The sequence below is a fragment of the Pseudoduganella guangdongensis genome, assembly GCF_009857475.1.
GTDB lineage: Bacteria > Pseudomonadota > Gammaproteobacteria > Burkholderiales > Burkholderiaceae_D > Rugamonas > Rugamonas guangdongensis.
Window position 1 is genome coordinate 114701 of record NZ_WWCJ01000010.1, and the last position, 19862, is coordinate 134562.

Consider the following 19862-nt stretch of genomic DNA (forward strand, 5'->3'; position numbering starts at 1 on the left):
TTGGCTGCTGCATCTCTACAACAACAAGCTGGGGAGACGAAGTATGTTGAAAGCCATCGGCGCCATCGCGCTGTGCGGCCTGCTGTCGGCCTGTACCAAGACCATGCCATCGCTGCCGCCGCCTGCTTCGGCCGCCGATCTCGCGTTCCAGAAAAAGCTGCAGGAGCAACTGCTCGACGCCAAACCGGGGGCGGTGATCGAGATCCCGGCCGGTAAGTACAAATTCACCAGCGGCCTGCAATTGCGCGCGGACGGCGTGACCATCCGCGGCGCCGGCATGGACAAGACCATCCTCTCCTTCAAGCCGCAAATCACCGGGCCGGAAGGCTTGCTGGTCTACGGTAACCACTTCACCATCGAGGGCCTGACCATCGAGGATTCCAAAGGCGATGGGCTGAAGATCAACGACGGCGACCACATCACCATCCGCAGCGTGAAGGTGCAGTGGACCGGCGGCTCCAAGGTCAGCAACGGCGCTTACGGCATCTACCCGGTCAAGACGAAAAATGTGCTGATCGAAGACTGCGTGGCGATCGCCGCCTCCGACGCCGGCATCTACGTCGGCCAGTCGCAGAATGTGGTGGTACGCAACTCGCGCGCCCACGCCAATGTGGCCGGCATCGAAATCGAGAACACCATCAACGCCGACGTGTACGGCAACATCGCCACCGGCAATACCGGCGGCATCCTGGTATTCAATATGCCCAACCTGGACCAGCCGGGCCACAGCACGCGCGTGTTCCAGAACAAGGTCGAAGGCAACAACCTGGGCAACTTCGCCGCCAAGGGCACCGCCGTGGCCAGCGTGCCAGCCGGCTCCGGGGTGGTGATCAATTCGAATTCGAAGGTCGAGATCTTCGACAACGACATTGCCAACAACCAGACCGCCAACGTCATCATTTCCAGCTACCACTCGACCGGCTACTTCACCGAAAAGGGCGTGGCCAAGGATTACGACCCCTACCCGAAAGCGATCTACGTCTACGACAACCGCTTCAAGGGCGGCGGCGACGCGCCCGACGGCCTGGACCTGAAAGCGCTGAAACTGGCGCTGTACGGCCTGTCCGGCCACTTGCCCGACGTGCTGTGGGACGGCTATGCCGACAAGGCGCTGGCGAAAAACGGCGTGATGCCGGCCGACGCGCGCATCTGCGTGCAGGATGGGGCGGAAGTGCTGAATGCGGACGGCCCGAACAAGTACGCCAACCCGAAAGCCGATTCGGCGCCGCACCGCTGCCAGCTGGCCAAGCTGCCGCCGGTCAGCATCCCGCAACTGAGCTCGCAATCCTGATGACGTTCCCTTTCCGCCCCCTGCGGGCGGCCGCCGTGGCAGCGTGCGCGCTCGCCCTGGCGGCTTGCGCGCGCAGCCCCGCCCCGCCGCCCGAACCGGTCAACTTCATCGCCGAAGGCCGCCCCGAAAAACTCAGCGACTGGCGCCTGCTGGCCGCCAGCGAAGGGCAGTTGGTGCTGAACCAGGAAGTGCTGCCCTACACCCTGAACACGCCCCTGTTCAGCGACTACGCGCACAAGCTGCGCACGGTGTGGATGCCGAAGGGCGTCTCGGCCGCCTACCAGGCCGATGCGGCCTTCGATTTCCCGGTCGGCACCATCATCAGCAAAACCTTCTACTACCCGCGCGACGGCGCCGGCCAGGCAGTGCTGGCCAGCGACGACAAGGGCGACGCCAGCCGGCTTGACCTGAAAAAAGTGCGGCTGATGGAAACGCGCCTGCTGGTGCGCCGTGCGGAAGGCTGGATCGCCCTGCCCTATGTGTGGAATGCGCAGCAGACCGAGGCCGTGCTGCAGCGCACCGGCGAGCAGATCCCGCTGGAGATGGCGACGCCGCAGGGCAAGCAAAAGTTCACCTATGTGGTGCCGAACGTGAACCAGTGCGCCTCCTGCCATGTGGCGGATTTGAAGAGCAAGAAGTTCGAGCCGCTCGGCCTGAAGGCGCGCCACATCAACCTGGGCGGGCAGCTGGAACAGCTGGCCGCCGCCGGCTACCTGCACGGCGCGCCGCCGTCGGCCCAGGCGCCGCGCAACGCCGACTGGCGCGACCCGAAAGCCAGCATCGATGCCCGCGCGCGCGCCTACCTCGATATCAACTGCGCGCACTGCCACAACGACAAAGGCACGGCCAACACCACCGCCCTGCACCTGGAGATCGGCGCGCCGGCCAACCAGCACCTGGGCCTGTGCAAGCCGCCGGTGGCGGCGGGCGCCGGCACCGGCGGCAATTCCTTCGGCATCAACCCGGGCAAACCGGATGATTCGATCTTCGTGTTCCGCCTGAAATCGACGGAAACCGGGGTCATGATGCCGGAGCTGGGACGCACCACCTCGCACCGCGAGGGCGTGGAACTGATCCGCGCCTGGATCGGCGCGATGCAGGAAAGCTGCAATTGAACCTACCAAGGGAGACCGCATGAAGCTGCGCAAGAAAGTCCTGTCGTCCAGCATTTCCAGCGCCTTGCTCGCCTGCTGCGGCGCGGCCAGCGCCGCCGACCAGCCGCCGAAGGAGGAAACCCACGTCGTGGTGGTCACGGCGCAGAACCGCACGCAGCAGGCGCAGGACGTGCCGATCGCGCTGCAGATCATCGGCGCCGAGCAGATCGACAAGCTGGCCTCGCCCAACCTGGCCGAGATGAACGGCTACATCCCCGGCCTGTCGGTCAGCGCCGAGCAGCCGACCCAGCCCTCCATGTCGCTGCGCGGCATCGGCACCGGCGATTTCGGCATCGGCACCGACGCCCCGGTCGGCGTGTATATCGACGGCGTGTATGCCGGCAAGACGGGCGGCGCGGTGATGAACTTCAACGACGTGCAGCGCATCGAAGTGCTGAAAGGGCCGCAAGGCACCCTGTTCGGCCGCAACAGCGCCGCCGGCGCGATCTCGGTGGTGACGCGCGAGCCGGGCCGCGACAACGAGCTGGAGGCGCGCCTGCGCTACGGCAAGTACAAGACGCGCAATGTGGAGTTGCTGGCCAATGCGCCGCTGTCCGACAGCACGGCGCTGCGCATCACCGCCGTGCACCACGCCAGCGACGGCTGGCTGAAGGATGCCGCCACGGGCGCCTCGCTGCAGCACGGCACCGACACCGGCGTGCGCGCCACCCTGCGCTGGGACGCCCCGGCGCGCGCCAAGGTGCTGCTGTCGGTTGAAGCGGAAAAGCTGGACCACATGGCGCGCCCCGCCATCGGCCTGGTGGCCGGCCTGCCGTCGGTGCCGGTCAATCCCGCCAACTATCTCGACCCGCGCACGGCGCCGGTCTACAACGACGCCGCCAACAATGGCGAGACGCGCGACTTCCACGGCGGCACCCTGCGCGTGGAGCTGCCGCTGGGCTGGGCCACCTTCAACTCCATCACCGGCGTGCGCCGCTTCGACTCGCGCAACCGGCAGGACAACGACGGCACCAACCGCATCACACATTACGTCGACACCGAGAACGCGGAACGCAACCGCAGCTGGCAACAGGAGTTCCGCCTGTCCGCCAATACCGGCATGGCGGACTGGGTGGCGGGCCTCAGCTTCTACCACGAGAAGGCCAACCAGACCAGCCAGGTCAACACCAACACCAATACGCTCGACACCATCTTCGGCAACGTGGCCAACCTGCCCGTCTTCAGCCTGCTGGAAGGCGCGGCGGCCATGGCCGGCATCCCGGCCGGCCTGCTGGGCAACCCGTGGCAGGAAAACATGCACGTGGCGGGGCGCTACAAGGCTAGCGCGCTCTATGGCGACGTGATCTGGCACCTGGCGCCCAAGCTGAACCTGACCACCGGTTTGCGCTACACGCGCGACGACAAGCGCTTTAGCTGGTATAGCCCGCTGCGCGACGCCGCCGCCCTGGACGCCTCGGTCCAGCGCCTGCAGGGCCTGGGCTTCTTCGACGCCCTGGTGGCCATGGGCGCGCTGACGGAAATGGAAATGATGATGGCGCTCGGCGCCATGGGCCAGAACATCGAATTCACCAGCCCCGGCGCGAGCGCCAAGCCGCTGGAAAAGCGCAGCAAGTGGAGCGACACCAGCCCGCGCGCGGTGCTGGACTACAAGCTCAATGAAGACATGATGGTGTACGGCTCCATCGCCAAGGGCTACCAGTCGGGCGGCTTCAACGCGCTGCAGGTGAACGCCAGCTACGAGCCGGAAAAGGTGTGGAACTACGAAGTGGGCATGAAGAACTACTACCGCCAGTACAAGCTGCTGGTGAACGCCTCCCTCTACCACTACAAGTTCAGCAACCTGCAGTCGCTGGCCCTGGTCAATAACGGCTCCGCGATACCGACCTACCAGGTTACCAGCAGCGACCAGGAGGCGCACGGCCTGGACTTCGAAGCGCGCTGGCAGCCGGCACGCGACCTGCGCCTGAACATGAGCGCGGCCTACATCGACCAGACCTACAAGAGCTTCACCACCAACGACGGCATCAAGCTCGACGGGCAGGCGGTCGGCACGCCGAAATGGACCACTGCGCTGGGCGCCGACTACTGGCTGCGCGGCGTGGCGGGCGGCGACATCAACTTCACGCTGCAGCACGCCTACAGCGGCGCCACGCGCTGCAATGCCGACGCGCTGCAGGGCGCCTGCCTGGTCACGCCGCGCTTTCGCACCGGCAGCGCCACGCACCGCACCGATTTCCGCGCCGGCTACGAGGCGGCCAGCCACAAGTGGGCGGTGGCGCTGTTCGTCAACAACCTGTTCGACAAGCGCTATGTGACGAGCATCGGCAATATGACCACCAACCTGCTTGGCACGCCGTACGCCATGGTCAATCCGCCGCGCCGGGTGGGGGTGGAGCTGCGCCTGAATATGTAGGCGGCGTCATACTGGTGAAATTAGGCGTGTAGTAGAATCAACTTTTTCACCCTCACCTACCCGCCGCAATGTCGTTCCCCGATCCAGCCATCCCTGGCCGGCCCGCGCAAGACGCCGGGCCGGGCGCCTTCTTCGCGCGCCGGCTGGATGCACTGAATCAGAACGCCGACAAACTGCAAACCTGGCGCAACAACCTGCTGCAAGGCCTGTGCGCGGTCGCCTTCTGCCTTGGGCTGGTGACCATGGTGCCCAGCATCTGGGCCGGGGTGCAACAGCAGAACTGGGGCATGATCGGGGCCGATGTGGTGGCCCTGGCCTGCACCGGCATGCTGTACGCGTGCCGCTCGGTGCGCTACGGCTTGCGCGCCTTCACCTTTCTCGCCATCTGCTACCTGCTGGCGCTCGTGCTGCTGTTTTCCATCGGCCTCCTGAGCCAGCCCTACCTGCTGGCGGTGCCGGTGCTGTGCACCGTGCTGCTGGGCCTGCGCGCCGGTCTACTGGCCCTGCCCTGCTGCGGCGTGACGCTGTTTGCCGCCGGCTATTGGGGCGGCATCGACCCGGGCCTCGGCCAGCTCGATGTGGGCCTGTCCATGCACTGGACCCTGGTGGCGCTGAATTTCCTGCTGGTGGCGGCCTTGCTGGTGGTGTCCTGCGCCTACCTGCTGCACGGCCTGGCCGGCGCCCTGGCGCGCCAGCGCGCGGTACACGAAGCGCTGGAGAGCCAGATCGCCATCCTGCAGGCGCGCGAAGTGGAGCTGCGCGAATCGATGGCCGCGCGCAAGGCGGCGGAACTGTCAAATGAACTCAAATCCGAATTCCTGGCCATGATCAGCCATGAGGTGCGCACGCCGCTGGGCGGCGTGATCGGCATGCTGCGCCTGGCCAAACGCGACGACACGCTGTCGGCCGATACCCGCCGCAAGCTGCGCATCGGCCTTGGCAATGCCGAGGTTCTGCTGCACATCATCAACGACATCCTCGACTTCTCGCGCCTGGAGGCGGGCAAGATGCCGTTCGAGTCGATCGACTTCGACTTGCCGGCCCTGCTGCAGGATGTGGTGGCGCTGCTGGCCGACCGCGCCGAGACCAAGGGCATTTCGCTGGTGGCTGAACTGGACCCCGCCCTGGGCCGATGGTGGCGCGGCGATCCGGTGCGCCTGCGGCAGGTGGTGATGAACCTGGTGGGCAACGGCGTCAAGTTCACCGAGCGCGGCGAAGTGCGCCTGGCGGCGCGCGCGGCGCCGGATGGCGGCGTCGTGCTGGCCGTCAGCGACACCGGCATCGGCATTGAACGCGAGGCGATCGGCCGCCTGTTCGGCAAGTTCGAACAGGGCAATGCGGCGACCTCGCGCAAATATGGCGGCGCCGGCCTGGGACTGGCGATCTGCAAACTGATTGTGGACACCTTCGGCGGCCAGATATCGGTGCGCAGCGAGCCGGGCGCGGGCAGCGTGTTCGAGGTGCGCCTGCCGCTGCAAGCGGGCCAGCCCGCCGTGGCGCTGCCGGTGGCGCGCCTGGCGCCGCATGCCGTCGCCCTGCGCCTGCTGTGCGCGGAGGATGGCAGCACCAACCAGATCATCCTGCGCGAGCTGCTGTCGGAGATGGGGCATAGCGTGACCATCGCCGACGACGGCGCGGCGGCGCTGGAGATGCTGGCGCGGCAGGACTTCGACCTGGTGATCATGGATAGCCGCATGCCGCGCATGGACGGCATTGCGGCCCTGCGCCTGCTGCGCGCCGGCGCCATGGGCGTGCGCCGGCCAGACGTGCCAGTGGTGGCGCTGACGGCCAACGCGGCGCAAGAGGAAAGGCAGCGCTTTATGGAGGCGGGCGCGAACGGCTTCCTGCCCAAGCCGATCGAAGAGGCCAGCCTGCATGCGGAAATCGGGCGCCAGATCGCCCTGCTGGCACAAGCCGCACCGGGACGGGCGGAGCTGGACGCCATGTTCGGCCTGAATGGGCACGCCGGGCGCCAGGGCGCAGCCGCAGTGGCTGCCGCCGACGGCGCCGGGGGCAGCGCCAACAGCGCCGCCGTGCGCGCCGCCTTCACGGCGGAAGCGCCGCGCCAGCTGGCCGCATTGCGCCAGGGCCTGGCCGACGGCGACGCGGCGGCGGTGGCGCTGCACGCGCATAGCCTGATGGGCAGCGCCGGCCTGTTCGGCGCGCGCGAGCTGACGGCCTTGTGCGGCCGCGTCGAGGCGCTGGCCGACCGCGGCGAGCTGGCCGCCATCGCGCCGCTGGCCGGGCAGCTGGACGAACAGCTGGCGCGCCTGCTGGCCCAGCTCGCGGCCTGAGGCCGCACCGGCCTCAGGCCGCGCTGCCGAGCTGTTCGCCCAGTTCCTTGCCGCGCGCGGCGGCGGCTTTCACGGCGCCGACGATGGCGGCTTTGACGCCGCTCGCTTCCATGCTGGTCAGCGCGGCATAGGTGGTGCCGCCCTTCGAGGTGACCTTCTCGCGCAGCACCGGCACCGGGTCCGGCGACTGCGCCGCCAGCTGGGCCGCGCCGGTGAAGGTGGCCATGGCCAGCTGCCTGCCCTGCTCCGCCGTCAGACCCAGCTCCTCGGCCGCCTGCTGCATGGCCTCGATGAAATAGAAGACATAGGCCGGGCCGCTGCCAGAGACCGCCGTCACCGCGTCGATCTGCGACTCGTCGTCCAGCCACACCGTGGCGCCCACCGCGCGCAGGATCTGGTCGGCCGCCGCGCGCTGCGGCGCGCTCACGCCGGCCGACGCCACCATGCCCGTTACGCCCATGCCGATCAGGGCCGGCGTATTCGGCATGGTGCGCACGATGGCCGGATAGCCGCCCAGCCAGCGCGCCAGGTCGGCGGCGCGGATGCCGGCCGCAATCGACAACACCAGCGGCGCGCGCCCGGCCGCCTGCGCCGCCTGCAGCAGCGGCAGCAGCTGCTGCGTCACCTCATGCATCACCTGCGGCTTGACCGCCAGCACCAGCACCTCGGCGCCGCCAGCCGCGCTGTCCGCCAGCGCGGCCGCCACCGTCACGCCGTACTGGCGCTGCAGGGCTTCCAGCGAGGCCGGATTCGGGTCCACCACATGGATATTCGCGCCCGGCGTCAGCTTGCCTGCCAGCCCGGCGATCAGCGCCGCGGCCATATTGCCGCCGCCAATGAATGCAATCTTCATCACTTCATCCTTTGTTATATTGGCGCGCGCCGAAAATGGCGCTGCCCACGCGCACGATGGTCGCGCCTTCATGGATCGCCGCCCGCATATCGGCCGACATGCCCATCGACAGGGTATCGAGCGCCACGCCGTCCGCGCGCAGCCGCTCGTACAGTTCGCGCAGTACGCGGAAGGCCGCGCGCTGCTTGTCAAAATCGTCTTCCGGTTCCGGAATCGCCATCAGGCCGCGCAGCTGCAGGCGCGGCAAGGCCGCCACCGCGCGCGCCAGCGCCGCCGCGTCGCCGGGCAGCACGCCGCTCTTGCTGGCCTCCCCGCTGGTGTTGACCTGGATGCAGACCTGCAGCGGGTGCAGGCCGGCGGGACGCTGCTCCGACAGGCGCTGCGCAATCTTCTCGCGTTCAATCGTGTGCACCCAATCGAAGTTTTCCGCTATAAGACGCGTCTTGTTACTTTGGATCGGCCCGATGAAATGCCACTCCAGCGGCGTGCAGCCGCGCGCCTGCGCCACCGCGTGGATCTTCTCCACGCCTTCCTGCACATAGTTCTCGCCGAACGCGCGCTGGCCCGCCAGCACCGCCTCCAGCACGGCCTGCGCCGGGAACGTCTTGGAAACGGCCAGCAGCTGGACCGCGTTGGGCGCGCGCTGCGCTTCTTGCGAAGCAACGTTGATTGCTTCAGTAACAACTTGCAAGTTATGGGCTATTGTGGACATAATCGAATGGGACAGGGCCAAGGCTTTTGGCTATCAAAAAAGCACAGGGATTATAAATGGACATTTCCGAACTACTCGCATTCTCCGTCAAGAACAAGGCATCAGACCTGCACCTGTCGGCGGGCCTGCCACCGATGATCCGCGTGCACGGCGACGTGCGCCGCATCAACCTGCCGCCGCTGGAGCACAAGGACGTGCACGGCATGATCTATGACATCATGAACGACGGCCAGCGCAAGGCCTACGAAGAAATGCTGGAATGCGACTTCTCCTTCGCCATTCCGGGCCTGGCGCGCTTCCGCGTCAACGCCTACAACCAGGAGCGCGGCGCGGCCGCCGTGCTGCGTACCATTCCGTCCAAGATCCTGACGCTGGAAGAACTGAACGCGCCCAAGATTTTCGCCGAATTCGCCATGAAGCCGCGCGGCCTGGTGCTGGTGACCGGCCCGACCGGCTCCGGCAAATCGACCACGCTGGCGGCCATGGTCAACCACCTCAATGAGAACGAGTACGGCCACATCCTGACCATCGAGGACCCGATCGAGTTCGTGCACGAATCGAAGAAGTGCCTGATCAACCAGCGCGAAGTCGGCCCGCACACCCTGTCCTTCAACAACGCGCTGCGCTCGGCGCTGCGGGAAGACCCGGACGCGATCCTGGTGGGCGAGCTGCGCGACCTGGAAACCATCCGCCTGGCGCTGTCGGCGGCCGAGACCGGCCACCTGGTGTTCGGCACCCTGCACACCTCGTCCGCCGCCAAGACCATCGACCGTATCATCGACGTGTTCCCGGCCGAGGAAAAGGAAATGGTGCGCGCCATGCTGTCCGAATCGCTGCAGGCCGTCATTTCGCAAACCCTGCTCAAGACCAAGGATGGCTCGGGCCGCGTGGCCGCGCATGAGATCATGATCGGCACCCCGGCCATCCGCAACCTGATCCGCGAAGCGAAGATCGCGCAGATGTATTCCGCGATCCAGACCGGCAACAACGTCGGCATGCAGACGCTGGACCAGAACCTGACGGACCTGGTCCGCCGCAACCTGATCTCGTCGGCAGCCGCGCGCTCCGCCGCCAAGATCCCCGACAATTTCCCAGGCTGATCTCCCACTATGGAACGCGACCAGGCATCAAAATTCATGTTCGACCTGCTGCGCCTGATGGTCAGCAAAAAAGGCTCGGACTTGTTCATCACCGCCGGCTTCCCGCCGGCCATCAAGATCGACGGCAAAATGACGCCGGTATCGGCGCAGGCCCTGACGCCGGCCCATACCTCCGACCTGGCGCGTTCGATCATGAACGACAAGCAGACCGCATCGTTCGAGCAGACCAAGGAAGCCAACTTCGCCATCAGCCCGGGCGACCTGGGGCGCTTCCGCGTCTCGGCCTTCGTGCAAATGAGCTCGGTCGGCATGGTGCTGCGTACCATTAACAGCACCATCCCGGAATTCGACGACCTGGGCCTGCCGCCGGTGCTGAAGGACGTGATCATGTCCAAGCGCGGCCTGGTGATCATGGTCGGCGCCACCGGCTCCGGCAAATCGACCACGCTGGCGGCCATGGTGGGCCACCGCAACGCCAACAGCTACGGCCACATCATCACCATTGAAGACCCGGTCGAATTCGTGCACCCGCACCGCAACTGCATCATCACGCAGCGCGAAGTGGGAGTCGACACCGAGGACTGGGAAATCGCGCTGAAGAACACGCTGCGCCAGGCGCCGGACGTGATCCAGATCGGCGAGATCCGCGACCGCCAGACCATGGACCACGCGATCGCCTTCGCCGAAACCGGCCACCTGTGCCTGGCCACCCTGCACGCCAACAGCTCCAACCAGGCGCTGGACCGTATCATCAACTTCTTCCCGGAAGAGCGCCGCCAGCAGTTGCTGATGGACTTGTCGCTCAACCTGAAGGGCATGATCTCGCAGCGCCTGATCCCGAAAAAGGACGCCAAGGGGCGCGCGGTGGCGGTGGAAATCATGCTGAATTCCCCGCTCATCGCGGACCTGATCTTCAAAGGCCAGGTGCACGAGATCAAGGAGCTGATGAAGCGCTCGCGCGAACTGGGCATGCAGACCTTCGACCAGGCCCTGTTCGACCTGTACGAGGCCGGCGCCATCACCTACGAGGACGCGCTGCGCAATGCCGACTCGGTCAACGACCTGCGCCTGGCCATCAAGCTGGAATCGAAAGAAGCCAAGAACCGCGACCTGTCGGCCGGCACTGAACACCTGGGGATCGTGTGATGACTACCGTTTACGACTTTAACGCCGACAGCCTGTCCGGCCAACCCGTCAATCTGCAGCAATACAAAGGCAAGGTGCTGCTGATCGTAAACACCGCCAGCAAATGCGGCTTCACGCCGCAGTACCAGGGCCTGGAGGCGCTGCATAAGGAGTTCGCCGGCCAGGACTTCGAAGTGCTGGGCTTCCCCTGCAACCAGTTCGGCCAGCAGGAACCGGGCGACGCCGGCGAGATCGGCGCCTTCTGCGAAAAGAACTACGGCGTCAGCTTCCCCATGTTCGCCAAGGTCGACGTCAACGGCGACGCCGCGCACCCGCTGTACAAGCACCTGAAGAAGAATGCGCCCGGCATCCTGGGCACGGAAGGCATCAAATGGAACTTCACCAAGTTCCTCGTGCGTAAGGACGGCAGCATCCACGACCGCTACGCCCCGACCACCAAGCCGGAAGACCTGGCGGGCGAAATCCGTAAGCTGCTGTCCCAATAGGCCGCGGCAGCGGTACCGCCATGCAAGCGCTGATCGAGTTGTTTTCCCCGCCCGCCGATCCGGCGCTGCTCACGTATGGCATCTACGACCCCTGGCTGGTCGCGCTGTCGGTGCTGGTGGCCGCCTTTTCCTCGGCCATGGCGCTGCACATGGCGGCGCAGGCGGCGCGCGCCGGCCAGCTCGGCCTGCGCATGGCGGCCCTCACCACCGGCAGCCTGGCGCTGGGCAGCGGCGTCTGGTCGATGCATTTCATCGGCATGCTGGCCTTCAACCTGTGCACGCCGGTGCATTACGCGCCCGGCCCCACCCTGCTCTCCATGCTGCCCAGCCTGGCCGCGTCGGCGGTGGCCCTGTCGCTGATCGGGCGCCAGCGCATCGGCACGCGCAGCCTGCTGGTGGGCGGCCTGCTGATGGGCGCCGGCATCGGCGCCATGCACTACACCGGCATGGCCGCCATGCGCTCCGCGCTCGAACTGCGCTACGACCCGTGGATGTTCGCGCTCTCCATCGTGGTGGCGGTGGCGCTGGCCTGCCTGGCACTGTGGGTGCATGTCGGCCTGCGCGGCGTGCGCAGCCTGCGCGCGCGCCTGGGCGAAACCGGCACCCTGGTGCTGGCGGGCCTGATCATGGGCTGCGCCATCGCCGGCATGCACTACACCGGCATGGCGGCGGCCCGCTTCGTCGGCCGCGCGCCGTACGAACCGGCCAGCGGCATTGCCAACGCCGGCTTCCTGGCGCTGGCCGTCACCCTGGTCACGGCCTTGCTGACGGCGCTGGTGGCCTCGGCCAACGGCCTGCTGCGCTACCGCGCCCTGTTCCGCCACGTGAGCGAACTGGAACAGGCGCTGCGCACCAGCGAGCAGCAGCTGCGCACCCTGGTCGGGAATATCCCCGGCATCGCCTACCGCAGCCTGAACCTGCCCAACTGGCCGATGCTGTTCGTCAGCGACGCGGTGGAAAACATGACCGGTTATCCACCGGCCGATTTCCTGGGCGAGCCGCCGCGGCGCCTGTTCGGTGAATTGATCCACCCCGACGATTTGCCGGCCGTGACGCGCGGCCTGGATCTGGCGCTGGCGGAGCGGCGCCCCTTCACGCTGGAATACCGCATCACCCACCGCGACGGCAGCACCCACTGGATGTGGGAGAACGGCGCCGTGGTCACCGATGAGCGCGGCGACATCGTATGGCTGGACGGCGTCATCCTCGACATCAGCAACCGGCGCGTGATGGAGCAGGACCTGCGCCAGGCCAAGGAGCGCGCCGAGCAGGCCGCCGCCGCGCGCGCCGCCTTCCTGGCCAATATGAGCCACGAGATCCGCACGCCGATGAATTCCATCCTCGGCTTCACCGACGTGCTGCTGCAGGGCCAACTGAGCGCCTCGCAGCGGCGCCACCTGGACACGGTGCGCAGCGCCGGCCGCTCCCTGCTGCGCCTGCTGAACGACATCCTCGACACCGCCAAGCTGGATAAGGGCGCGGTGGAGCTGGAGCTGCACGACTTCAACCTGCTGGCCCTGGTCGACGAACTGTCCTCCACCCTGGGCAATGCGGCGCGCAGCAAGGGCCTGGGCATGCACTTGCGCTACGACCCGGCGCTGCCGACCTGGCTGCACGGCGACGAGCTGCGCATCCGCCAGGTGCTGACCAACCTGCTCGACAACGCGGTCAAGTTCACCGGCAGCGGCGAGGTCACCCTGGCCGTGAACGCCGAACAGGTGGGCGAGCGCCGCATGCTGCATTTCGCCATCAGCGACACCGGCATCGGCATTGCGCCCGACCGCATCGAAGCGATTTTCGATCCCTTCGTGCAGGCCGACGCCTCGATGAACCGGCGCTTCGGCGGCACCGGCCTGGGCACCACCATCTGCAAGCAGCTGACGGAGCTGATGGGCGGCAGCCTGCGCGTGGAGAGCACCCTGGGCCAGGGCAGCACCTTCCACGTGCTGCTGCCGCTGCTGGAGGCGCGCAGCGGGCCGGTGCACTCCAAGCGCCAGGCCATCCTGCTGCCGCCGCTGCGCGTGCTGGCGGTGGACGATGTGCCGCAGAACCTGGAAGTGCTGATGCTGCTGCTGTCCAAGCTGGGCCACACCGTGACCGGCGCCAACGACGGCGCGATGGCGGTCAAGCTGGTGTGCGAGGCGCAGTTCGACGCCATCCTGATGGATGTGCAGATGCCGGGCATGGACGGGCTGGAAGCGACGCGCCGCATCCGCGCCGGCGAAGCGGCCAAGGAGCGTCCGCGCACGCCCATCATCGCCATGACGGCCAGCGTGCTGGAACGCGACCGCGACGCCACGCGCGAGGCGGGCATGGACGGCTTCACCACCAAGCCGGTGGACCTGGCGGCGCTCACCGCCGAGCTGGCGCGCGTGCTGGGCATGCCGGCCGGGATACCGCGCCCGGCGACCTTGGCCGCCGCCGCGACGCAAGTGCTGGATGCGGCGCGCGCCCTGCAGCGCTGGGGCGACAACGGGCCGGCCTACCAGCGCGCCTTGCACGGTTTTGCCGAGCGCTATGAAGACGCGGCGGCCGAACTCTCGCAAGCCCTGGCCAGCAACGAGCTGCAGACGGCGCTGACGCTGGCGCACCAGGTGCGCGGTGCCGCTGCCAATCTTGGCCTGGAGCTGCTGGCCGAGGCCCTGGGCACGCTGGAAACGGCTTTGCATGGCAGCGATAAGGCCGTGCAAGCCGCCGCCGCCCAACAGGCGCTGGCCCAGTTCGGCCCCGCCATCGCCGCCGCGCGCAGCGCCGGCCAGGCCCATGCCAGCGCGCCCGCCCCGGCGCCCGCCGCCGGCCCGGACCCACAGCGCATCCAGGCCCTGGGCATGGCCCTGATGGAATCGCTGGAGCGCGGCAGCTTCGACCAGGCGGTGCTGGCCGAACTGACGGCCAGCATGCGCGGCAGCGTCCCGCCAGCCCAGCTCGACGGCCTGCAGCGCGCCGTCGACGACTTCGATTTCGACAACGCGCGCAGCCGGCTGCAAGCGCTGCTGCAAAGGAATGAGCAATGACGAAGCAAGCCACCATCCTGGTCGTGGACGACGAATCCAGCAACCTGCAACTGCTGCGGCAAATCCTGCAAGACCATTACCGCCTGCTGTTCGCCAAGGAGGGCGCGCGCGCCATCGAGCTGGCCGCCAACGAAATGCCGGACCTGATCCTGCTCGACGTGATGATGCCCGGCATGACGGGCTACGACGTATGCCGCGCCCTGAAAGCCAATCCCCTCACCGCCCCGGTCCCGGTCATCTTCGTCACCGCCCTGACCGACAGCGCTGACGAGGTGGACGGTTTCGACGCCGGCGCGGTGGACTTCATCAGCAAACCGATCAGCCCGGCCGTGGTGAAGGCGCGCGTCAAGCTGCACTTGTCCCTGGTGCGCATGGATGAACTGCGCGCCAGCCGCCTCGCCATCGTGCAGCGCCTGGGCCTGGCCGCAGAATACAAGGACAATGAAACCGGCCTGCACGTGATCCGCATGAGCCATTACGCGCGCCTGATCGCCCAGGGCTGCGGCATGGACGAGGACGAGGTGGACAACCTGTTCGTGGCCGCGCCGATGCACGATATCGGCAAGATCGGCATTCCCGACCACATCCTGCAAAAGCCGGCCCGCCTGAGCGCGGAGGAATGGCAGGTCATGCAGACCCACCCCAATATCGGCGCCCACATCATTGGCCGCCACGACAGCGGCCTGCTGGCGGTGGCGCACGACGTCGCCCTGGCCCACCATGAGAAGTGGGACGGCAGCGGCTATCCGAACAAATTAAGCGGCGAGGACATCCCGCTGGCCGGCCGCATCGTGGCGGTGGCGGACGTGTTCGACGCCCTCACCTCGGTGCGCCCCTACAAACCGGCGTGGAAGCTGGAGGACGCCTGCGCCTGGCTGCGCGAGCAGCGCGGCAGCCATTTCGAGCCGCGCCTGGTCGACGTGTTCCTCGACCAGCTGCCCGAAATCACGCAGATCATGGAGAAGTGGGCCGAGCGCTAGCCGCCCGGGCCGCCGTGCAGGGCGCGGTCGACCAGCTCGATCCAGTGCTCAACCGGCGTCTCCGTGCCGGACTGCAGGTGGCCCTGGCAGCCGATATTGGCTGAGACGATGCGCGCCGCGCCGGTATCGGCCAGCGCCGCCAGCTTGCGCTCGCGCAACTGCAGCGACAACTGCGGCTGCAGCAGGGAATAGGTACCCGCCGAACCGCAGCACAGGTGGGCATCGCGGCACAGGCGCACTTCCACGCCGATGGCGCGCAGCAGGCCTTCCACCTTGCCGCGTATTTGCTGGCCGTGTTGCAGGGTGCACGGCGGATGCCAGGCGACCGGCTCCGCCCTAACCTGGCGCGCGTGCACGCGCCGCGCCAGCTCCGCCTCGAACTCCGGCAGTATCTCGCTCAGGTCGCGCGTCATGGCGCTGATGCGCGCCGCCTTTTCCGCAAAGGCCGGGTCGTGCGCCAGCAAGTGGCCATACTCCTTCACCGTGACACCGCAGCCGGAGGCGGTCATCACAATCGCCTCGGCGCGCGCCGCCAGCGGCCACCAGGCGTCAATATTGCGGCGCATATCGTCCAGCGCCGCCGCCTGGTCGTTCAAGTGGAAGCGCAGCGCGCCGCAGCAACCCGCGCCGGGCGCCGCCAGCAACTGCACGCCCAGGGTATCCAGCACCCGCGCCGCCGCCGCGTTGATATTGGGCGCCAGGCCGGGCTGCACGCAGCCGTCCAGTACCAGCATGGTGCGCGCCTGCGCGCGCAGCGGCCACACGGTCGCGGCCCGGCGCGGCGGCAGCTTGTCGCGCAACGGTTTCGGCAGCAAGGGCCGCAGCGCCTGGCCCACGCGCAGCGCAGGATTGAACAGCCACTGGCGCGGCAGGGCCTCCTTCAACATATAGCGTTTGATGCGCTCGGGCAGCCGGCGCGGCACGCGCTGCTCGACCACCTTGCGCCCGATATCAGCCAGGCGGCCGTATTTCACGCCGGAGGGACAGGTGCTTTCGCAATTGCGGCAAGTCAGGCAGCGGTCCAGGTGCAGCTGGGTGCTGGCCGTCACGGGCGCGCCCTCCAGCACCTGCTTGATCAGGTAGATGCGGCCGCGCGGCCCATCCAGCTCGTCGCCCAGCAACTGGTAGGTGGGACAGGTAGCGGTGCAAAAGCCGCAATGCACGCAGGCGCGCAGGATCGCTTCCGCCTCGTCGCCCTCGGGCGTGCCCTTGATGAAGTCTGCCAGCGTGGTTTGCATATCAGTACATCCGCCCCCGGTTGAAAATGCCCGCCGGGTCGAAGGCAGCCTTGAGCCGCTCATGGATGCGCGCGACGGCCGGCGCCAGCGGATGAAAGGCGCCCGCGCCCGCGCCCGCGCCGCTTGCAGCCGGCGCCAGCCGGTAGCGCGTGGCGTGGCCGCCGACGGCTGCGGCGACGCGCCGGATATCATCGGCCACCGGCTGCTCCACGCGCAACCAGCGCTGCGCCCCGCCCCACTCGATCAACTGCTCACCGCGCATCACCAGCGCGCTGGCGGCCGGCGGCACGGATAGCCGCCACAGCTCGCCCGGCCCGGCAAAGAAATCGCGCTGCTGGTCGCGCAGCCCGGTCCAGAAGGCCTCGCCATTGGCCAAGGCATCGCCCCCCAGGCGCGCCAGCGCTGCCTTCACCGCCGCCTGCGCCCCCGACAGGCGCACGGTCAGGGCGCCAGCGTGCCAGCAGGTGGCTGAAATCGGCAGGGGCTGCCCGGCCCACTCGTTCACGCAGCGCAGCGCCGCAAGCTCGTCCATCTCAAAACGGATGGTCGCCTCGCGCAATGGCACCGGCAGCACCTTGAGCGATACCTGGGTGATCAGCCCCAGTGTGCCCAGCGAACCCGCCAGCAGGCGCGACACATCGTAACCCGCCACGTTCTTCATCACCTGGCCGCCGAAGGACAGCAGCGCGCCGCGCCCATCCATGAGCTGCGCGCCCAGCACGAAATCGCGCAAGCCCCCTGCCGCCGCCCGGCGCGGCCCCGACAGCCCGCTGGCAACCACGCCGCCGATGGTCGAGGCGGCGCCGAAGCGCGGCGGCTCGAACGCCAGCATCTGCCCATGCCGCGCCAGCAAGGCCTCGATCTCCGCCAGCGGCGTGCCGCAGCGCGCCGTGAGCACCAGCTCCGTCGGCTCGTAATCGGCGACACCCGCGTAGGCACGCGTATCCAGCACATCGCCCGTCACATGCTGGCCATACCAGTCCTTGCTGCCGCCGCCGCGCAGCAGCAAGGGCGCACCTTCCGCGCTGGCCGCCAGGATGCGCGAACGGAACTGCTCGAGGATCGCATCCATCATCAGAACCTCGGCAAGCCGGCATGCGGCAAACGGCCCGCGCGCACATGCATTTTGCCAAACTCCGCGCAGCGGTTCAGCGTGGGGATCGCCTTGTTCGGATTCAGCAGCGACAAGGGATCAAAGGCGCGCTTGACCGCGAAGAAGGCCGCCAGCTCGGCATCGCTGAACTGCACGCACATCGAATCGATCTTCTCAATGCCCACGCCGTGTTCGCCAGTGATGGTGCCGCCCACCTCCACGCACAGCGCCAGGATCTCGGCGCCGAAAGCCTCCGCGCGCTGCAGCTCGTCGGGCCGGTTGGCATCGAACAGGATCAGCGGATGCAGGTTGCCGTCGCCGGCGTGGAACACATTGGCGCAGCGCAGGCCATAGCGCCCTTCCATCTCCGCGATGCCGAGCAGCACGCGCGCCAGGTGTTTGCGCGGGATGGTGCCGTCCATGCAGTAGTAGTCCGGCGAAATGCGGCCCGCTGCCGGGAAGGCGTTCTTGCGGCCCGACCAGAAGCGCAGCCGCTCGGCCTCGCTGGCCGAGACCTGCACCGCGCTGGCGCCAGCCGCCTGCAGCACGGCACTCATGCGCGCGATTTCCTCCGTCACTTCCTCCTCCGTGCCGTCCGCCTCGCACAGCAGGATGGCGGCGGCATCGGTGTCGTACCCGGCGCGCACGAACGGCTCCACCATGCGCGAGGAGGTGCGGTCCATCATCTCCAGCCCGGCCGGGATGATGCCGGCCGCGATCACCGCCGCCACCGCGTTGCCGCCGGTGACCACGTCGGCAAAGGAAGCCATGATCACGCGCGCGGTGGCCGGTTTCGGCACCAGCTTGACGGTCACCTCGGTCACGATGCCCAGCATGCCTTCGGAGCCGATGACAGCCGCCAGCAAATCCAGGCCCGGCGCATCGAGCGCCTCGCTGCCCAGTTCCACCGCCTCGCCCTCGATGGTCAGCAGGCGCACGCGCAGCACATTGTGCACGGTCAGTCCGTACTTCAGGCAATGCACGCCGCCCGAGTTTTCCGCCACATTGCCGCCGATGGTGCAGGCGATCTGGGAGGACGGGTCGGGCGCGTAATACAGGCCGTGCGGCTCGGCCGCTTCGGAAATGGCCAGGTTGCGCACGCCCGGCTGCACCACCGCCGTGCGCGCATAGGCGTCCATGCGCACCACCTGGTTCATGCGCGCGGTGGACAGCACCACCCCGCCCTCGATCGGCATGGCGCCGCCGGACAAGCCGGTGCCGGCGCCGCGCGGCACGATGGGCACCTTGAACTCACGGCAAATGTTCAGGACAGCCAGCACCTGCGCCTCGTCCGCCGGCAAAGCCACGGCCAGGGGCAGCTGGCGATAGGCCGTCAGGCCGTCGCATTCGTAGGGGCGCGTATCTTCGGTGTCGGACAGCACGCTGGAGGGCGGCAGGGCCGCCCGCAATGCGGCGAGTACGGCAGTGCTGTTCATGAGTTCCCGGGGTGGATGGTATTTTTCTTAATTCATTGTAAGTTCAAATCCCACCACGCCGCTGAATTCCCCGCCCAACCATTGGTAATTTGTCGTATCCTCCCACCGTTAACGACAAAATGAGGCTGCAATGGGCAACCGACTCTCCAAAATCGCCACCCGTACCGGCGACAAAGGCACTACCGGCCTGGGCGACGGCTCGCGCGTGGACAAGGACAATGTACGCATCCAGGCCATCGGCGAAGTCGATGAGCTGAATTCCAACCTGGGTGTGCTGCTGGCCGAACCGCTGCCGGACGACCTGCGCGAAGAGCTGGTATCGATCCAGCACGACCTGTTCGACCTGGGCGGTGAGCTGTGCATTCCCGGCTACCAGATGATCAAGGAAGAACATGTCGAGCGCCTGGACGCGCTGCTGGCCAAATACAACGCCACCCTGCCGGCGCTCACCGAGTTCATCCTGCCGGCCGGCTCGCGCGCCGCCGCGGTATCGCACGTCTGCCGTACTGTGTGCCGCCGCGCCGAGCGCGCCATCGTCACCCTGGGCAAAGTGGAAACCATCCACGACTTCCCGCGCCAGTACGTGAACCGCCTGTCCGACCTGCTGTTCGTGCTGGCCCGCGTGCTGAACCGCTTCGCCGGCGGCAGCGACGTGCTGTGGCACCACGACCGCAAGCGCGGCTGAGATGCCT

Annotated in this window: 15 protein-coding genes; 10 read left to right on the forward strand and 5 right to left on the reverse strand. The window is 67.6% G+C overall.

All coding sequences use genetic code 11. The features are described 5' to 3' along the window. Window positions 1-43 precede the first annotated feature (43 nt). The 4 genes from GTP41_RS15550 (at window position 44) to GTP41_RS15565 (ending at window position 7113) form a co-directional block, all read left to right on the forward strand. Window positions 44-1291, forward strand: coding sequence for a parallel beta-helix domain-containing protein (locus GTP41_RS15550; RefSeq protein WP_161026486.1), 1248 nt, complete (start codon window positions 44-46; stop codon window positions 1289-1291). Continuing rightward, window positions 1291-2406 carry an SO2930 family diheme c-type cytochrome gene (locus GTP41_RS15555; RefSeq protein ID WP_161026487.1) on the forward strand — a complete coding sequence of 372 codons (1116 nt, stop codon included), beginning with the start codon at window positions 1291-1293 and terminating at the stop codon, window positions 2404-2406. Before GTP41_RS15550 ends, GTP41_RS15555 begins: the two co-directional genes overlap by 1 nt. Before the next feature lie 19 nt (window positions 2407-2425). After that, window positions 2426-4819, forward strand: coding sequence for a TonB-dependent receptor (locus tag GTP41_RS15560; protein ID WP_161026488.1), 2394 nt, complete (start codon window positions 2426-2428; stop codon window positions 4817-4819). 68 nt (window positions 4820-4887) lie between these two features. Then, window positions 4888-7113: an ATP-binding protein gene (locus GTP41_RS15565; RefSeq protein WP_161026489.1), complete on the forward strand. Its 2226-nt coding sequence runs from the start codon at window positions 4888-4890 to the stop codon at window positions 7111-7113. 13 nt (window positions 7114-7126) lie between these two features. Here GTP41_RS15565 and proC read toward each other — a convergent pair whose 3' ends face one another. After that, entirely contained in the window at window positions 7127-7966 is an 840-nt protein-coding gene (gene proC, locus GTP41_RS15570; protein ID WP_161026490.1) for a pyrroline-5-carboxylate reductase, read from the reverse strand. 4 nt (window positions 7967-7970) lie between these two features. Next, a complete protein-coding gene (locus tag GTP41_RS15575) occupies window positions 7971-8678 on the reverse strand; it encodes a YggS family pyridoxal phosphate-dependent enzyme (RefSeq protein ID WP_161026491.1) in 708 nt (235 codons plus the stop codon). 56 nt (window positions 8679-8734) lie between these two features. On the opposite strand from GTP41_RS15575, the gene GTP41_RS15580 reads away from it, so the two are divergent. From GTP41_RS15580 to GTP41_RS15600, 5 genes are read left to right on the forward strand one after another with little or no spacing between them, the layout of a single operon-like run. Continuing rightward, a complete protein-coding gene (locus tag GTP41_RS15580) occupies window positions 8735-9778 on the forward strand; it encodes a type IV pilus twitching motility protein PilT (RefSeq protein WP_161026492.1) in 1044 nt (347 codons plus the stop codon). A 9-nt stretch (window positions 9779-9787) separates the two neighbouring features. Then, window positions 9788-10924: a PilT/PilU family type 4a pilus ATPase gene (locus GTP41_RS15585; protein ID WP_161026493.1), complete on the forward strand. Its 1137-nt coding sequence runs from the start codon at window positions 9788-9790 to the stop codon at window positions 10922-10924. Then, window positions 10924-11409 carry a glutathione peroxidase gene (locus GTP41_RS15590; protein ID WP_161026494.1) on the forward strand — a complete coding sequence of 162 codons (486 nt, stop codon included), beginning with the start codon at window positions 10924-10926 and terminating at the stop codon, window positions 11407-11409. The genes GTP41_RS15585 and GTP41_RS15590 overlap by 1 nt, the downstream gene beginning before the upstream one ends. Before the next feature lie 20 nt (window positions 11410-11429). Then, window positions 11430-14423, forward strand: a complete 2994-nt coding sequence (locus tag GTP41_RS15595; protein WP_161026495.1) for an MHYT domain-containing protein — start codon at window positions 11430-11432, stop codon at window positions 14421-14423. Beyond that, the gene (locus GTP41_RS15600) at window positions 14420-15403 is read left to right on the forward strand and encodes an HD domain-containing phosphohydrolase (RefSeq protein WP_161026496.1); all 984 of its coding nucleotides are present in this window, start codon (window positions 14420-14422) and stop codon (window positions 15401-15403) included. The genes GTP41_RS15595 and GTP41_RS15600 overlap by 4 nt, the downstream gene beginning before the upstream one ends. On the opposite strand, the gene glcF is transcribed toward GTP41_RS15600, so the two are convergent. The 3 genes from glcF to GTP41_RS15615 are packed head-to-tail and all read right to left on the reverse strand — an operon-like array spanning window position 15400 to window position 19170. Next, window positions 15400-16641, reverse strand: a complete 1242-nt coding sequence (gene glcF / locus GTP41_RS15605) for a glycolate oxidase subunit GlcF (protein ID WP_161026497.1) — start codon at window positions 16639-16641, stop codon at window positions 15400-15402. The genes GTP41_RS15600 and glcF overlap by 4 nt on opposite strands. 1 nt (window position 16642) lies before the next feature. Continuing rightward, a complete protein-coding gene (glcE, locus tag GTP41_RS15610) occupies window positions 16643-17713 on the reverse strand; it encodes a glycolate oxidase subunit GlcE (RefSeq protein ID WP_161026617.1) in 1071 nt (356 codons plus the stop codon). A gap of 2 nt (window positions 17714-17715) precedes the next feature. After that, window positions 17716-19170 carry an FAD-linked oxidase C-terminal domain-containing protein gene (locus tag GTP41_RS15615; RefSeq protein ID WP_161026498.1) on the reverse strand — a complete coding sequence of 485 codons (1455 nt, stop codon included), beginning with the start codon at window positions 19168-19170 and terminating at the stop codon, window positions 17716-17718. 130 nt (window positions 19171-19300) lie between these two features. Here GTP41_RS15615 and GTP41_RS15620 point away from each other — a divergent pair, with 130 nt between their 5' ends. Continuing rightward, window positions 19301-19855, forward strand: a complete 555-nt coding sequence (locus GTP41_RS15620; protein WP_161026499.1) for a cob(I)yrinic acid a,c-diamide adenosyltransferase — start codon at window positions 19301-19303, stop codon at window positions 19853-19855. Window positions 19856-19862: the final 7 nt, after the last annotated feature.

What these genes read in the sequence shown, in the direction of transcription:
- GTP41_RS15620 (WP_161026499.1), top strand. Translation starts at nt 19,301, where the DNA reads ATGGGCAACCGACTCTCCAAAATCGCCACCCGTACCGGCGACAAAGGC.
- GTP41_RS15615 (WP_161026498.1), bottom strand. Translation starts at nt 19,170, where the DNA reads ATGAACAGCACTGCCGTACTCGCCGCATTGCGGGCGGCCCTGCCGCCC.
- GTP41_RS15595 (WP_161026495.1), top strand. Translation starts at nt 11,430, where the DNA reads ATGCAAGCGCTGATCGAGTTGTTTTCCCCGCCCGCCGATCCGGCGCTG.
- GTP41_RS15600 (WP_161026496.1), top strand. Translation starts at nt 14,420, where the DNA reads ATGACGAAGCAAGCCACCATCCTGGTCGTGGACGACGAATCCAGCAAC.
- glcF (WP_161026497.1), bottom strand. Translation starts at nt 16,641, where the DNA reads ATGCAAACCACGCTGGCAGACTTCATCAAGGGCACGCCCGAGGGCGAC.
- GTP41_RS15575 (WP_161026491.1), bottom strand. Translation starts at nt 8,678, where the DNA reads ATGTCCACAATAGCCCATAACTTGCAAGTTGTTACTGAAGCAATCAAC.
- GTP41_RS15590 (WP_161026494.1), top strand. Translation starts at nt 10,924, where the DNA reads ATGACTACCGTTTACGACTTTAACGCCGACAGCCTGTCCGGCCAACCC.
- GTP41_RS15585 (WP_161026493.1), top strand. Translation starts at nt 9,788, where the DNA reads ATGGAACGCGACCAGGCATCAAAATTCATGTTCGACCTGCTGCGCCTG.
- glcE (WP_161026617.1), bottom strand. Translation starts at nt 17,713, where the DNA reads ATGGATGCGATCCTCGAGCAGTTCCGTTCGCGCATCCTGGCGGCCAGC.
- GTP41_RS15560 (WP_161026488.1), top strand. Translation starts at nt 2,426, where the DNA reads ATGAAGCTGCGCAAGAAAGTCCTGTCGTCCAGCATTTCCAGCGCCTTG.
- GTP41_RS15580 (WP_161026492.1), top strand. Translation starts at nt 8,735, where the DNA reads ATGGACATTTCCGAACTACTCGCATTCTCCGTCAAGAACAAGGCATCA.
- GTP41_RS15565 (WP_161026489.1), top strand. Translation starts at nt 4,888, where the DNA reads ATGTCGTTCCCCGATCCAGCCATCCCTGGCCGGCCCGCGCAAGACGCC.
- proC (WP_161026490.1), bottom strand. Translation starts at nt 7,966, where the DNA reads ATGAAGATTGCATTCATTGGCGGCGGCAATATGGCCGCGGCGCTGATC.
- GTP41_RS15555 (WP_161026487.1), top strand. Translation starts at nt 1,291, where the DNA reads ATGACGTTCCCTTTCCGCCCCCTGCGGGCGGCCGCCGTGGCAGCGTGC.
- GTP41_RS15550 (WP_161026486.1), top strand. Translation starts at nt 44, where the DNA reads ATGTTGAAAGCCATCGGCGCCATCGCGCTGTGCGGCCTGCTGTCGGCC.